General features: G+C 59.0%; 13 protein-coding genes. 6 read left to right on the top strand and 7 right to left on the bottom strand.

The genetic code is table 11. The annotated features are described in order from the left end of the window. Positions 1-91: 91 nt before the first annotated feature. From CPter91_RS01795 to CPter91_RS01770, 6 genes are all read left to right on the top strand, one after another. Positions 92-1,384, top strand: a complete 1,293-nt coding sequence (locus tag CPter91_RS01795; protein ID WP_061936199.1) for an NAD(P)/FAD-dependent oxidoreductase — start codon at positions 92-94, stop codon at positions 1,382-1,384. A gap of 37 nt (positions 1,385-1,421) precedes the next feature. Then, positions 1,422-2,528, top strand: a complete 1,107-nt coding sequence (locus CPter91_RS01790) for a tartrate dehydrogenase (RefSeq protein WP_061936196.1) — start codon at positions 1,422-1,424, stop codon at positions 2,526-2,528. Next, positions 2,494-4,023: an NAD-dependent succinate-semialdehyde dehydrogenase gene (locus CPter91_RS01785; RefSeq protein ID WP_150119608.1), complete on the top strand. Its 1,530-nt coding sequence runs from the start codon at positions 2,494-2,496 to the stop codon at positions 4,021-4,023. The genes CPter91_RS01790 and CPter91_RS01785 overlap by 35 nt, the downstream gene beginning before the upstream one ends. A 42-nt stretch (positions 4,024-4,065) precedes the next feature. After that, positions 4,066-4,968: a GNAT family N-acetyltransferase gene (locus CPter91_RS01780; protein WP_061936193.1), complete on the top strand. Its 903-nt coding sequence runs from the start codon at positions 4,066-4,068 to the stop codon at positions 4,966-4,968. A 191-nt stretch (positions 4,969-5,159) separates the two neighbouring features. Continuing rightward, entirely contained in the window at positions 5,160-6,536 is a 1,377-nt protein-coding gene (locus tag CPter91_RS01775) for an aspartate aminotransferase family protein (RefSeq protein WP_061945736.1), read from the top strand. A gap of 137 nt (positions 6,537-6,673) precedes the next feature. Continuing rightward, positions 6,674-7,168 (top strand): Lrp/AsnC family transcriptional regulator, encoded by a 495-nt coding sequence (locus tag CPter91_RS01770; RefSeq protein WP_014004303.1) that lies wholly within the window; start codon positions 6,674-6,676, stop codon positions 7,166-7,168. On the opposite strand, the gene CPter91_RS01765 is transcribed toward CPter91_RS01770, so the two are convergent. The 7 genes from CPter91_RS01765 to CPter91_RS01735 all read right to left on the bottom strand — a co-directional run bounded on the left by CPter91_RS01765 (position 7,165) and on the right by CPter91_RS01735 (position 13,905). Next, the gene (locus CPter91_RS01765; RefSeq protein WP_150119607.1) at positions 7,165-7,572 is read right to left on the bottom strand and encodes an amidohydrolase family protein; all 408 of its coding nucleotides are present in this window, start codon (positions 7,570-7,572) and stop codon (positions 7,165-7,167) included. The genes CPter91_RS01770 and CPter91_RS01765 overlap by 4 nt on opposite strands. 68 nt (positions 7,573-7,640) lie before the next feature. Next, complete coding sequence (locus CPter91_RS01760; protein WP_061936187.1) at positions 7,641-8,657, bottom strand: aldo/keto reductase; 1,017 nt, start codon at positions 8,655-8,657, stop codon at positions 7,641-7,643. Positions 8,658-8,708: 51 nt separating this feature from the next. After that, a complete protein-coding gene (locus tag CPter91_RS01755) occupies positions 8,709-9,920 on the bottom strand; it encodes a UxaA family hydrolase (RefSeq protein ID WP_061936183.1) in 1,212 nt (403 codons plus the stop codon). A 5-nt stretch (positions 9,921-9,925) separates the two neighbouring features. Then, a complete protein-coding gene (locus CPter91_RS25510; protein WP_082792540.1) occupies positions 9,926-10,258 on the bottom strand; it encodes a UxaA family hydrolase in 333 nt (110 codons plus the stop codon). A 94-nt stretch (positions 10,259-10,352) separates the two neighbouring features. Continuing rightward, the gene (locus CPter91_RS01745) at positions 10,353-11,267 is read right to left on the bottom strand and encodes a GntR family transcriptional regulator (protein ID WP_061936176.1); all 915 of its coding nucleotides are present in this window, start codon (positions 11,265-11,267) and stop codon (positions 10,353-10,355) included. Between the two features lie 496 nt (positions 11,268-11,763). After that, on the bottom strand, positions 11,764-12,882 hold the full coding sequence (locus CPter91_RS01740) for a mannitol dehydrogenase family protein (protein ID WP_061936173.1): 1,119 nt from the start codon (positions 12,880-12,882) through the stop codon (positions 11,764-11,766). Positions 12,883-12,894: 12 nt separating this feature from the next. Beyond that, positions 12,895-13,905, bottom strand: coding sequence for a zinc-binding alcohol dehydrogenase family protein (locus CPter91_RS01735; protein WP_061945734.1), 1,011 nt, complete (start codon positions 13,903-13,905; stop codon positions 12,895-12,897). Positions 13,906-14,024: the final 119 nt, after the last annotated feature.

Below are 14,024 nucleotides of genomic sequence, written 5' to 3'. Positions count from 1 at the left end.
GATCCCATGATGCATTGCGTCGATGCGCCTTCAGCATGCCGGCGATGGCACTCCTGGTTTCATTAACCCACTTTATCGAGTTATTCACACCATGAAGTTGGAATCCTACTGGACCGATTCGGCGCCCGTATATATCTCCCCGGCACGTGAATTGCCGGCCCAGGTTGACGTGGCCATCGTCGGCGGCGGCTTTACCGGCCTGTCAGCCGCATTGGCCTTGGCCAAGCGCGGCGCCAGCGTGGTCGTGCTGGAAGCCGGTCCGCATGTGGCGGCCGAAGCCTCCGGGCGCAACGGCGGCCACGTCAACAACGGCCTGGCGGTGGACTATGCCGAAGTCGCGGCCAAGGTCGGCGTGGAGCGCGCCCGCGCCTGGTATCACGCTTATGACGACGCCGTCGACACGGTTGCGCAGCTGGTGGAGCAGGAACAGATCGCCTGCGACTTCCGGCGCCACGGCAAACTCAAACTGGCCACCCGGCCGAGCCAGATGGAGGCCCTGCAGCGCAGCGCCGAGCGCCTCATCGCCGACGGCGTGGATCTCGACGTCGCCGTCCTGGACGCCGCGCAGGTGCGCGCCGAGGTGCAGAGCGAGCGTTTCCATGGCGGCCTGCTCTACAAACGCAGCGCGCAGATGCACATGGGCCGCTTCGCCTACGGCCTGGCACTGGCTGCCGAGAAGCATGGCGCGGTCATTCACACCGGCACCGAAGTGCGCCGGCTGGAGCGCATCGGCGACACCCGCGCGCATCGCGTCCATACGGCAAGAGGCACGATTCTGGCCAAGCAGGTGCTGCTGGCCACCGGCGCCAGCCTTCACGGCAGCTACAGCACATTCGGCTGGCTGCGCCGCCGTATCGTGCCCATCGGCAGCTTCATTGTCGCCACCGCACCGCTGGGCGCCGAGCGCGCCGCCGCACTGCTTGCGCAGCAGCGTACCTACACGACGGTGGCCAATATCCACCATTACTTCCGCATGACGCCCGACCATCGCCTGATCTTCGGCGGACGAGCCCGCTTCGCCATTTCCAGCCCGCAGTCCGATGCCGCCAGCGGCGAGATCCTGCGCGCGGGCCTCATGCAGACCTTCCCGCAGCTGGGCAAGGTGGACCTGGACTACTGCTGGGGCGGTCTGGTCGACATGACGCGCGACCGCCTGCCGCAAGCCGGCGAGCGTGACGGTCTGTATTACTCGATGGGCTATAGCGGACACGGCACCCAGATGTCGGTGCACATGGGCCAATGCATGGCAGCGGCGATGAGCGGCGACGCCAGCGCCAATCCCTGGCGCGAACGCGACTGGCCGGCCATCCCAGGCCACGTCGGGCCGCCATGGTTCCTGCCTCTGATCGGCATGTACTACCAGCTCAAGGACAAGCTGGCCTGAGATTATCTTTTTAGTTAATTGAATTCGAGACCCTGCCATGAAAAACAGTTTTTCTATCGCATTGATCGCCGGCGACGGCATCGGCAAGGAAGTCATGCCGGAGGGCCTGAGAGTAGTGCAGGCCGCCGCGAAGCGCTTCGATATCCATCTGGAATTGAAGGTAATCGACTGGGCCAGCTGCGACTATTACGCCGCCCATGGCCAGATGATGCCGGATGACTGGAAAGATCAGCTCGCCGGCTGCGACGCCATTTACTTCGGCGCGGTAGGCTGGCCCGCCACCGTCCCTGACCATGTCTCGCTGTGGGGTTCGCTGTTGAAGTTCCGCCGCGAATTCGACCAGTACATCAACCTGCGCCCGGTGCGCCTGTTCGAAGGCGTGCCTTGTCCGCTGGCCAATCGCAAGCCGGGCGACATCGACTACTACGTGGTGCGCGAAAACACCGAAGGCGAATATACCTCACTGGGCGGCACCATGTACGCTGGCACCGAGCGCGAAATCGTGATCCAGGAATCGGTGTTCTCCCGCTTCGGCGCCGACCGGGTATTGAAATATGCATTCGAGCTGGCCAACAACCGGCCGCGCAAGCACCTGACGGTGGCCACCAAGTCCAACGGCATTGCCATCAGCATGCCGTGGTGGGATGGCCGCGCCGACGCCATGTCCGCCGGTTATCCTGAAGTGACAGTGGACAAGCAGCATATCGACATCCTGTCGGCGCGCTTCGTGCTGCAACCGACGCGCTTCGATGTGGTGGTCGCCTCCAATCTGTTCGGCGACATCCTGTCCGACCTGGGACCGGCCACCACCGGCACCATCGGCTTGGCGCCCTCGGCCAACCTCAACCCGGATCGCCGCTTCCCGTCCCTGTTCGAGCCGGTGCACGGATCGGCGCCTGACATCTATGGCAAGAACATCGCCAACCCCATCGCCATGATCTGGTCCGGCGCTCTCATGCTGGACTTCCTCACGGCAGGCCAGGGAGCCGGCCGCGCCGCCCATGACGCCATCGTCGCAGCGATCGAGGACGTTCTCAAGAGCGGTCCGCGCACGCCCGACCTTGGCGGCGACGCCTCGACCACCGAGCTGGGTGAAGCTATTGCCTTCCATGTCGCCAAAGACGCAAACCACTTCTCACTTTGACATCTACTTTTGCCATGACCATCCTGGAACTGCAACATCCCCACCTGATGCCGGCACGCAACTGATCGGCGCCGCATGGACCGAAGCCAGCGATCTCCGCCGCCTGGAGGTCAGCGATCCTGCCACTGGCCAGGTGTTCGCCACGGTGCCCGACGGTAACGCCGCCGACGCCCGTGCCGCCGTCGATGCCGCTGCCGCCGCCTTCCCGGCCTGGCGCGCCACGCCAGCCAAGCAGCGCGCCGCCATCCTCAAGCGCTGGAACGACCTGCTCATCGCGCACCAGGATGACCTGGGGCGCCTGATCTCGCGCGAACAGGGCAAGCCGCTGATCGAGGGCAAGGGCGAAGTCGCCTATGCCGCCAGCTATGTCGAATGGTTTGCCGAGGAAGCCACGCGCGCCAATGGCGACATCATCCCGGCCCCGGTCACCGGCCGCCGCATGATGGCGCTAAAGGAACCGGTCGGTGTGGTGGCCGCCATCACGCCGTGGAATTTCCCGGCGGCGATGATCGCGCGCAAGATCGCGCCAGCGCTGGCCGCCGGCTGCACCGTGGTGTGCAAGCCGGCCGAAGATACCCCGCTGACCTCGCTGGCGCTGGTGCTCCTGGCGCAGCAGGCGGGCGTGCCCGCGGGCGTCATCAACATAGTCACCGCCTCGCGTGAACGCACGCCGGAAGTGGTCGATGTCTGGCTCGCGGATAGCCGCGTGCGCAAGATCAGCTTCACCGGCTCGACCGCCGTGGGCAAGCATCTGGCGCGCCGCTCCGCCGACACGCTCAAGAAGCTCTCGCTGGAACTGGGAGGCAACGCGCCCTTCATCGTCTTCGACGACGCCGACCTGGATGCCGCCATCGAGGGCGTGATGGCGGCCAAGTTTCGCAATGGCGGCCAAACCTGCGTGAGCCCCAATCGCGTCTATGTGCAAGAAGGCGTGCATGACGCCTTCGTCGCCAAGCTGGGGGCGCGCGTAGCGGCCCTCAAAGTCGGTCCGGCCACCGACCCATCCTCGCAGATTGGTCCGATGATCAATGCGCGCGCCATCGCCAAAATTGACCGGCACGTGCGCGATGCGGTCGAGCGCGGTGCGAAGATCATCACCGGCGGCAAGCGCCTGCAGGGCGAGGGCTACGCCAGCGACAATTACTATGCGCCTACCGTATTGTCCAATGTCGGCGCGGACATGTTGTGCAGCGGCGAGGAAACCTTCGGACCGGTAGCAGCGGTAACCCGCTTCGCCACCGAAGAAGAAGCGATCGCGGCGGCAAATGCCACGCCGTTCGGACTGGCGGCGTATTTTTATTCAACCGATATGCGCCGCGTCCACCGCGTCACCGACGCGCTGGAAAGCGGCATCGTCGGCATCAACGAAGGCGCGCTGGCGGCCGAGGCCGCTCCCTTCGGCGGCGTCAAGGAATCGGGCTATGGCCGCGAAGGCTCGGTGCATGGCCTGGACGATTATCTGCACACCAAGTATGTCTGCCAGGGCCAGCTCTGACGCAGTCCGACACAACACGGAACGAATTGAACAGGAACCATCATGCCAGCGCCGTCGCCCTCCTCCTCATCATCTGCACCAACGCCGACGCCGGCGCTGACTCTCAGGCCCATGGAACAGGATGACCTGGGCGCCTGCCACCGGCTCTCGCTGCTGTTCAAGTGGCCGCACCGGCCGGAAGATTGGAACTTCCTGCTGCAGATGGGCCAGGGCTATTTGCTGGAAAACCCGGAGCCGGATGCAGCGCTGCGGGTGGTCGGGTCGGTCGTTTGCACCTGCTTCGGCAAGGCTCACGCGGTCATCGGCATGCTGCTGGTGCAGGCCGAATTGCAGCGGCGCGGCCTGGGACGACGGCTCATGCAACATGTCGCCCGCCAAGTCAATGGTCGCAGCCTGATGGTCAACGCCACCGCGGCCGGCATGCCCTTGTACAAACAATTGGGCTTTGTGCAGGAGGATGTTTTGTATCAGTTCCAGGGGGCCTCGGCGAAACCGGAGCTGGTGGCGCTGCCGCCCGGTGAGCGCGTGCGGCCGATGGGCAAGAGCGATGTGCCGACCCTCCTGGCGCTGGATGCGCAAGCCACAGGCATGGATCGCAGCAAGTTGCTGGCGGCGCTGCTGGAGATGTCCGATGCGGTAGCGCTGGATCGCGATGGCGAGATGCTGGGTTTTGCGCTGGTGAGGCGCTTCGGCCATGGCCGCGTGATCGGTCCGGTGGTCGCGCCCGACGCCGAGCGCGCCAAGGGATTGATCGCACACTGGATCAATACCTATTCGGATTCCTTCATCCGCATCGATGTCTTCGCCTCCTCCGGCTTGCCGCACTGGTTCGACAAGCTGGGAATGACCTGCGTGGACCGCGTCACCCTCATGCGCAAGGGACCGCCGCCACAAAAGGATCCAGGCATGCAGCTGTTTTCCATCGTTAACCAGGCGCTGGGCTGAGGGTGCTTACGGATCCCGCTGCGGGCGCCGCAGAAAATGCTACGGCCGCCCGCAAATCGCATCAAGATGCTTTTTGGGACCCCCATCTTGCGCAAATGCCGCGATCAACGAGGGATAGCATTGAGTCCATGCCGGTTGTCCCGCCCGCGCGGGCGACCTTGTTCAACGCCATCGTCAGCGAGTCCTCCTCTATGCAAACATCGACCCTGGCTGCCCTTGACCGCAGCCACGTGATCCATCCCGTCGCCAGCTTCCGCGAGCACGAAGAGCTCGGCCCCATCATCCTCAAGTCCGGTCGCGGCGCCTATTTGACCGACCATCAGGACAAGGAATTGCTGGACGCCTTCTCGGGCCTGTGGTGTGTCAACACCGGCTACGGCCAGGAAAGCGTGGTCCGTGCCGCGACCGAGCAGATGCAGCGCCTGCCTTATGCCACCGGCTATTTCCACTTCGCCTCCGAACCGGCCATCCTGCTGGCCAAGAAGCTGGTGGACATTAGCCCCGCGTCGCTCCAGCACGTCTATTTCACGCTGGGCGGGTCGGACGCGGTCGATGCCGCCATTCGCTACATCACGCACTACCACAATTCCATCGGCAAACCGGCCAAGAAACATTTCATCTCCCTTCAACGCGGCTACCACGGTTCCTCGTCGGTAGGCGCCGGCCTGACGGCGCTGCCCAACTTCCATTTCAACTTCGACCTGCCGCTGCCGACCCAGCATTACATTCCCTCGCCCTATCCCTATCGCAGCGAACTGCCAGACGATGCCGCCATCATCGCCGCCTCGGTGCACGCGCTGCGCAACAAAGTGGCCGAGCTGGGCTCGGACCAGGTGGCGGCTTTCTTCTGCGAACCGGTCCAAGGCTCGGGCGGCGTGATCGTGCCGCCCAGGGGCTGGTTGAAGGCCATGCAGCATGCCTGCAACGAGCTCGACATCCTGTTCGTGGTCGATGAAGTCATCACCGGTTTCGGCCGCACCGGCCCCATGTTCGCCTGCCTGGATGAAGATGTGCAGCCGGATCTGATGACCATGGCCAAAGGTCTGACTGCCGGCTATGCACCCATGGGCGCCGTGATGATGTCGGATCGCGTCTACCAGGGCATCGCCGATGGAGCGCCGCTGGCCACCGTGGTCGGCCATGGCCAGACGTATTCGGCCCACCCGGTCAGCGCCGCCGTCGCGCTAGAGGTGCTGCGCCTGTACGAAGAAGGTGGCTTGCTGGAAAACGGCCGAGCGATGGAACCGCATTTCGCCGCTGGGCTGCGCGCCCTGCTTTCCCATCCGCTGGTGGGCGATGCGCGCAGCCGCGGCCTCCTGGGCGCGCTTGAATTGGTGGCCGACAAGGGTAGCAAGGCGCGTTTCGCCCCCGAGCTGAAACTGCACGACAGGATCTTCCAGGCCGCCTACAAACACGGCCTGGTGTTCCGCGCCTTTGGCGACAACATCCTGGGTTTCGCGCCGGCCCTGTGCTTTACCCAGGCCGACTTCGAACTCATGTTCGCGCGCCTGAAGGCCCTGCTCGATGAAGTGCTGGAGCAGCCCGAAGTACGCCAGGCCCTCAGGTAGGGGCTGCTAGCTCATGTAAAGCGGACCGGCAGGACGTGGCAAAAATGGCCGGAGAGTATAAAATGCTCTACAACATCTGGTCTGTCGGCTTCGGAACGAAGCTGGCAGACCAGATGAGTTGAATAACTCGAGACAACATGATGACTAACGGCGCGTTAAAGCTGGACCGGATCGACCTGAGAATCTTGTGTCACCTGCAGCAAAATAGCCGCATTACCAATGTAGTTCTGGCCGATGCCGTAGGCCTGTCGCCCAGCCCCTGCCTGATCCGTGTAAAGCGCCTGGAAAAGGCCGGCTACATCAGCGGATATGGCGCCTATATCAGGCTGGAAAAGCTAGCCGATGTACAGATCGTCTTTACCGAGGTAACCCTATCGGATCACCGGCGCGAAGACTTCGCCAAGTTCGAGGCCTACCTGCGCAACGTCGACGAGATCATCGAATGCCACCTGGTCAGCGGCGGCTACGACTACTTGCTCAAGTTCATGACCCGCAGCGTCGTGCATTACCAGAGCGTAATCGAATCGCTGCTGGAGCAGAACCTGCGCATCGAAAAGTATTTCAGCTACATTGTCATCAAATCGCCGTTTATCAAGCATCACTACCCACTTGAGAAGTTCATTCAGACCTAAGCTTTTTCCAGGGCCATGGGATAGCGAGTCGTCAGTGATGACAGATGACGCGGCAGCATCAGCGCATCCAAGCTCAATTGGTGCAGCCGCATCGCATCAATGGCAGGGGTCAGCGCAGTATCGGCAATCCAATCGTCGTCGGGAATGTCCTGCAGCATCGGCCTCAGTCCTTTGAGTTTGGGATTCGCAGCAAGCGCACTTATCTTATCGACCGCGTCAGCAGCTTTCAAGTCGACCCAGCCAACAACTGCCTGTATGAACGAAGGGCGAGTGGCCAAGTCCAGCATGAAAGATGTGTCCTCATGCTTCGGCAAGGACTGCACCAGCACAGCTGCATCGATATTATGTTGCTTTAGCAACGGCATTAATTGTGTTGGTAAAAAATCGCAGTGAATTTCAGTCAATTCCGCTGGCGGTCACGCCTCTCCGCGATTTACAAGCAACCAGAAGTGCTGGTGGGCATCGATCCGCATCACTGTGCTCTTGTTGGAACTGGCGCGCGCTCGTCTATTAGTCCACGCGATTTCAAAGTGGACCACAACTCTGCGGGTATCGGCATGTCAAACCACGCGACGTTTTGGCGGAGCTGCGTGACATCCCTGCCCCCGGGAATGCATGACACCACCGCCGGATGCGCCATCGGAAATTGCAAAGCCGCAGCGGGTAGCGGCACTGAGAAATCGCGGCACACCGCCTCCAGTTGCTCCACTCTTTGGACAATCTCCGCCGGGGCATCCATATAGTTGAATTTCCGGTTGCCGACAAGAACTCCCGAGTTGAATGGGCCGCCAATGACGATGGCATTTCCGCTGCGCTCACATCTGTCAAGCAAGGGCGACAAGCTTGCCTGTTCAAGCAAAGTATAGCGGCCGGCCAGCAGCGTGCAATCGAGATCAATTTCCTGCATGCTGTCACAGACCACTTCCGATTCGTTCACGCCTAGTCCTATTGCTGATACCTGGCCACCGCGGCGCAACTCATCAAGTGCTTTGAATCCGCCGCCGGTGGTCAGTTGTTTCCAATAATGCACATGCTTGTCGCCATGTGTCATACGACCGATATCATGCACAAACAGAATGTCAATGTGCGCCAGCCCAAGGCGTTGCAAACTGTCCTCATGTGAACGCAAAACACCGTCGTAACTGTAGTCATACATCGGACGAAACGGTAACGGAGCAGCCCAATCATTCTCGCCTGGGAGTACTGTGGCATCCGGCTTCATGAGACGCCCGACTTTGGTGCTGACCACATATTCATCGCGCGGCCGTTCGCGCAAGGCAGCGCCTAGCCGATGCTCGGACAAGGTGAATCCGTAATAGGGCGCTGTATCGAAGTAACGCAATCCAAGCTCCCAAGCCCCATCCAAGCCGGCGCGGGCTTCGGATTCGCTGGTTGGCCGATAGAGGCCGCCGATGATGGCGCACCCCATTCCAAGCGCAGTGAGCCGCAGTCGACTACGGGGCAATAGAAAGGTATCTTTGGCATGCATATCAATTTCCTTGCTAAACAGGTAAAGGGCATCAACATTCAGACGTGACGATCAAATCGAACGCAGCGGAAAGCAGCCCGGTCCAGATGGTTCAAATCGCTTGTAGGTAAGCACGAATTCTTGATGTCCAAGCCCTTCGGACCGACTTAACTGACCGATTGCGACATCGCGCACCAAATCCACAATCTCAGCGCCAACTTCCTCAATCGTCGCTTCGCCGGTCAGAATCCGACCTGCATTGATGTCCATGTCGTCCGACAGCTGCGCATAGGTTTGCGGATTGGCGCAAACCTTGATCACCGGTGATATGGCTGACCCCACCACCGAACCGCGTCCTGTCGTAAACAATGTGATATGAGCGCCGCATGAAATCAGCTCAACGATCTCAGCGTTGTCGGAAATATTGGGGAAGCCGAAACGCGGCTCGCCGTCAGGCACCACGTCAAGCAAATACAAGCCGCCTCCAGGTGTTTGGTCGCCCGGCTTCAAAATGCCACAGATTGACGATGCGCCGCTCTTTGCATAGGCTCCAAGGGATTTTTCTTCTTGTGTCGTCAGTCCACCGTCCGCATTGCCGGGGGAAAAGCTGCCGTGCCCCATGATGCTGTAATAATTTGCCGCCTTCGCGACGGTCTGGACAATCATGTCGCCGAGTTCGGGCGTCACCGCTCGGTTCTTCATGTGGTATTCACAGCCGACCAGTTCACCGGTTTCTTCAAAAATGCAGGCACTGCCGGCATCGATCAGCATATCGAACGCATAGCCTACCGCCGGATTCGCGGTGATGCCGCTGGTACTGTCAGATCCACCGCAGATGGTGGCGACGACCAGTTCATCCAGTCCCATCGGCACTCTTGGCTGTCGTGCCAGATGCTCAAGTGCCCATTGGACCCATTCGACACCGCTGCTAACGCTGGCGCGGGTGCCTTTGTTTTCCTGAATCGTGATAGTGTGCACCGGACGATCGCTGGCCGCTGCCACGTCGGCCAATCCATGCTTGTTAAAGCCCTCACATCCCAACGACACGATCAAGACAGCACCGACATTCGGATGTGTCACCAGACGGCGCATGACTTGATCGGCATAGTCGTTGGGAAAGCAACCTGCAAATCCGATCAGATGTACCGGCTGGTTGGGAAACATATTCACCACATGGCGAGCCACATGATGCGCGCACTCCACCATATAAGCGACGACCACAATATTGCGTATGCCTTTGCGTCCGTCCGCGCGCAAATAGCCGGAAATCGGTGTCGTATTCATCGCTGTTATCTTTCAAAAAAATGATGGCCCTCACCACTCAGGGTGTAGGTCGGAATGTAGTCGCTCTCCAGATTGTGCGTATGAATATGCTCGCCAATCGCAATTGGATGGGTCACGCTGCCAATAGGCGCCCCATATCGCAACACCTTGTCACCAATCATCAGTGCCCGGCGGGCGAGCTTATGGCCAAGTCCGATATCCTGTGTCAGCAAGACTTGCTCGCCATCGATCGGTACTACATCACCGGCATGAAGTGCTGACCGTGCAATAAGACAATTGTCCTGCGCAGACATCAGCAATACGCTCGATTCACGCGTAGGCTTGGATGAGGTCACCATGTGGCACTCTCCGTCAGAGGAAAAAAATAAAAAGGAAGATTCCGGGCACGGGGCAGCCGCCGCGCGAAGCGGCCGGCCAGGAAGATAAGGTGGACTAGGCTTGCGCCGGATTCTGTCCGCGAGCGCGGATTGATTTCAGCAGTGAGCTGCGGGAGGAATCCAAATGGCTGCGCATGCAGTTCAAGGCCTTTCCCGGATTGCGTTCGGCGACGGCGTGAAGAATCGCCAGATGTTCTTGCAAGGCATAACTGTTGCGCTCCATTTCCTCGCTTTTGTCCCACTGATAGTGATAGTGAAAGACGAAGGAGACAATATCGTAAAACCCTTGAGCGAACCGATTGTTCAGCAAGCCAATCAGGAATGTGTGAAACTCGCGGTCGAGTGCTGGAAACTCCCCATAACGAGTCTTGATTTTCGGTACCAGCCGTTGATGTTTGGCGATCAGGCGCTCGAGTTCCTTGTACGCAGGATCGGACGGCGGCAGGCTGCAGAGATGCTCGATCGCAGCAATTTCGAACATCTGCCGCATATCCGCCAACTCTCTGGCAAACGAGGGATCGAATGCGCACAGGCGCCAGCCGCCCCGGGGTTTCTTCTCGATCAATCCAAAGCGGGAAAAGCCGATCAGGAACTCCCTGACGCTGACTGTACTTGTCCCAGCTTCGCGCGCCAGCTCCACTTCCGAGAACTCCGCTCCAGGTTGCATGTCCTTCTGGAACACTCGTTCCATCATGACTTGCTGGATGCGTTCCAAGCCTGACTCCAGTTCCGACACATCGAAATAATCCTCGGCTATCGGCTGCCTGATCAACTGGCGTTCCGTCAGTCCGTTGATCAATCGGCGGGTGTGCAGGTAGGCAATTGCACTGCGGACCACAGTTCGGCTCGCCTGGCATACGGTTGTCATATACTGCTCTGAGGGCAGCAGGTCCCCTACAACCATGTTCTTGGCAATGAACCCCAATAACAGGTTGGTCGTCCGTTTGAATATTGTGGGCGGTTTTGACATCCGATTTTGACTGTGTAGTCGCAGCGCCGCGCTTATGCTTCGTCGGTGCTACATCAGAATTAAAAGTAAGTAGCATAGTATTTTACCAGTAAAGAACCAAATTTCGTTACGCCTCAGAACTACAATCAAGATCTTCCATCGCGACACGCTGAATAATCGCTCCCCTATGACTGACAACACGGACGGCCAGACGGCAGCCTCGTTCGGCTGACGCGACAGCCGCCAACCCTGACCAGCGTGCAGCCAGATAACCGACCCGGCAGAGCAGCGATGAGAGAGTCATCCACATCATGAGCGCAGATATGCTGACGCATGCGCTGGCTGACTGCATCTTGACCCAGTGCACTCACGTAGCGTACGACGACGGACGGCAGCATGCGTTTGAAATAAACAGCGGTGCTATATGTATCATCGGCAGCTGTTATCCGGAGCGTATCGCTGCCGCCGTCCTGTATTTCCAGCATGCACTCGCCGATGGACCAAAATTCACCGTTCATTATTTATCTCCGGCCAAGGCAGTACGCAGCCGCGCCTGCTGGATCGACAGGCCAAGTCCGTTGGCCAGCGTCAGCACGGGCTCGAAGCGCCGTTTCTTTTTTTCCACATGGTTCTGCGCAATATCGGACAAACGGTGGGCGAGGAAGGGATTGAGAAAACGTTCCCTTACCTGGGTCAGATAGCTGCGCGCAACGGATTCTTCGCCGAGCGCAACGAATACCGGTAACACCTCCTCCTCCCACACGGCTTCCAGTTGCGTTGACAGGTACGCATCGGACATTGCCTGCAGGACAGTTTCATTGGCGGGACGGGCGCAAAGCAGCCATTGCTCCGCAAGATAACTGTGCCCCAGGTTCAGCAAAAACAACTTAAGCCGCTCATAACGTTCCAGATTGTCGGTGACGATCATCTTCGGATGCCGGCAGGGCAACGTCATTTTCTGCTGATTCTCGATAACCCAAAGAGCATAGGGTTCCGCTACTGCACCGACCGGCTCGATCGATTCCGATACGATACGGTCCACAAGGGAATTGACCCAGATACATTCATGTTCAAGATAGGTCAGAAATCCGGCACTTAGATTCCATTGCCGCGCAAGCGTGGTGACCAGTCCTCGCAGGAAATCGCCGTTGCGGGTTACCAACTCGCATGGAAACAGGGTAATCGGTGCTGCATTGTGTTTAAAACGGGCGTACAGCAATACGACCAGCTTCGCCGGGAAGCTGACCGGAACCTCATCGGTCTCGAGCAAGGCGACATTGTCCGTGTCGGACAACTTATAGCCTTGATCTGCAGTATTTGACAAAATGACCTGCACTTCGCCGGCAACCCGCTTAAGAATTAGGCGCCAGTCGCGATTCGCTTGCAGCGCCTCGGTCACTGACGTGACACGCTGCTCGACATCGATCGCCGCGCCATCCTGCCATCCGCGTATTCGCACTGGAAATCCTTCCGACCGGTTGAACGCGGCAACTCGTCGTGCGCTCTCCACGCTGTCGCTGGTCTGGACGATAGTAATACAGCCGAGCGCATCACCACTGTCTAGCGCCTCGCCGACAAACAAGTCAGCATGGGCTTGTAGGAAACGGCTTGTACCAAATTGTAGTATTGGATTCATTAACTAGTCAGTTCAGCAGTCGACGATTGCTTTGATCACTCCGGCGGAGGGCTCCATCCACAGCGAAAAAATCGCAGGAAGCTCGTCCAGCGTGGTGCGGTGCGTATTAAGCGAACGAGTCGGCACCAACCCTGCACGCATTGCTGCCAAGACTTCCTCGAAGTCTTCCGTGGTCGCATTGCGGCTGCCAAGCAGAGCGATTTCGCGCTTATGAAACTCGGGGTCAGAAAAAGAGATGTTGCCGCCCACGATCGAAACAAAAACATAAGTTCCACCATGTGCGACAAATTCAAATCCGCGCTCCATCGCTTTTGCATTGCCGGTAGCATCAAACACCACGTCAAAAAAATCTTGTTGGGTAAACTCTGCCAATTGCAGCTTGTCGTTTTCGCCGACTTCAATAGTGGACGGAATTTGCAATATTTCACGACAGAATTGGAGGCGGTCTGCGCGCGTATCGAGCATGCAAACCTTCGCTCCTCGCAATCGGGCAAACAATGCCACGGCGATACCGATCGGTCCCGCCCCTACCACTAGAGCATTCTGTCCAGGTTGTATCGCCGCACGACGAACTGCATGTGCACCGATGGCGAGAAATTCGATCATTGCCGCGTCGTCAAGCGAGATGCCTTCTGCCTTAAATACAAATTGCGACGGGATAGACGTATATTCGGCCAGACCGCCGTCACGGTGCACACCCAGCACTTGAATATTTGTGCAGCAGTTGGTTTTTCCTTTCCTACACGCCACACATGCGCCGCATGCCATATATGGCATGACATACACTGTATCGCCTGTCGATAAGCCCGATGCGGCAGGCGCTTCAACCACCTCGCCCGCCAGTTCATGTCCCATGACTCTAGGGTAGTCAAGATAAGGTTGAGTGCCACGATAGATATGCATGTCGGTTCCGCAGATTCCGACACGCTTGACACGGATCAATACGTCGCCAGGATTTCGTACGGGCATCGGCCTCTGCTCCATACGAAGGACTCCTGGTCTTTCACAGATAAGGCTTTTCATCATTTCTTTATCCTGTTTTTTTCAATCAACAAATTTGGCGAGCGCAACACACTCCCCTCTTCCACTTTTAGGGTGAAGGAGGGGCATGACCGCGGTCCGTTTTACAGTTCTTCCCGATC

Source organism: Collimonas pratensis (assembly GCF_001584185.1).
GTDB lineage: Bacteria > Pseudomonadota > Gammaproteobacteria > Burkholderiales > Burkholderiaceae_D > Collimonas > Collimonas pratensis.
This window is presented reverse-complemented; position numbering and strand designations above follow the sequence as displayed.

Bases quoted from the DNA above. Each gene is read 5' to 3' on its own strand.
- CPter91_RS01795 (WP_061936199.1), top strand. From the start codon at position 92: ATGAAGTTGGAATCCTACTGGACCGATTCGGCGCCCGTATATATCTCC.
- CPter91_RS01790 (WP_061936196.1), top strand. From the start codon at position 1,422: ATGAAAAACAGTTTTTCTATCGCATTGATCGCCGGCGACGGCATCGGC.
- CPter91_RS01785 (WP_150119608.1), top strand. From the start codon at position 2,494: ATGTCGCCAAAGACGCAAACCACTTCTCACTTTGACATCTACTTTTGC.
- CPter91_RS01780 (WP_061936193.1), top strand. From the start codon at position 4,066: ATGCCAGCGCCGTCGCCCTCCTCCTCATCATCTGCACCAACGCCGACG.
- CPter91_RS01775 (WP_061945736.1), top strand. From the start codon at position 5,160: ATGCAAACATCGACCCTGGCTGCCCTTGACCGCAGCCACGTGATCCAT.
- CPter91_RS01770 (WP_014004303.1), top strand. From the start codon at position 6,674: ATGATGACTAACGGCGCGTTAAAGCTGGACCGGATCGACCTGAGAATC.
- CPter91_RS01760 (WP_061936187.1), bottom strand. From the start codon at position 8,657: ATGCATGCCAAAGATACCTTTCTATTGCCCCGTAGTCGACTGCGGCTC.
- CPter91_RS01755 (WP_061936183.1), bottom strand. From the start codon at position 9,920: ATGAATACGACACCGATTTCCGGCTATTTGCGCGCGGACGGACGCAAA.
- CPter91_RS25510 (WP_082792540.1), bottom strand. From the start codon at position 10,258: ATGGTGACCTCATCCAAGCCTACGCGTGAATCGAGCGTATTGCTGATG.
- CPter91_RS01745 (WP_061936176.1), bottom strand. From the start codon at position 11,267: ATGTCAAAACCGCCCACAATATTCAAACGGACGACCAACCTGTTATTG.
- CPter91_RS01740 (WP_061936173.1), bottom strand. From the start codon at position 12,882: ATGAATCCAATACTACAATTTGGTACAAGCCGTTTCCTACAAGCCCAT.
- CPter91_RS01735 (WP_061945734.1), bottom strand. From the start codon at position 13,905: ATGAAAAGCCTTATCTGTGAAAGACCAGGAGTCCTTCGTATGGAGCAG.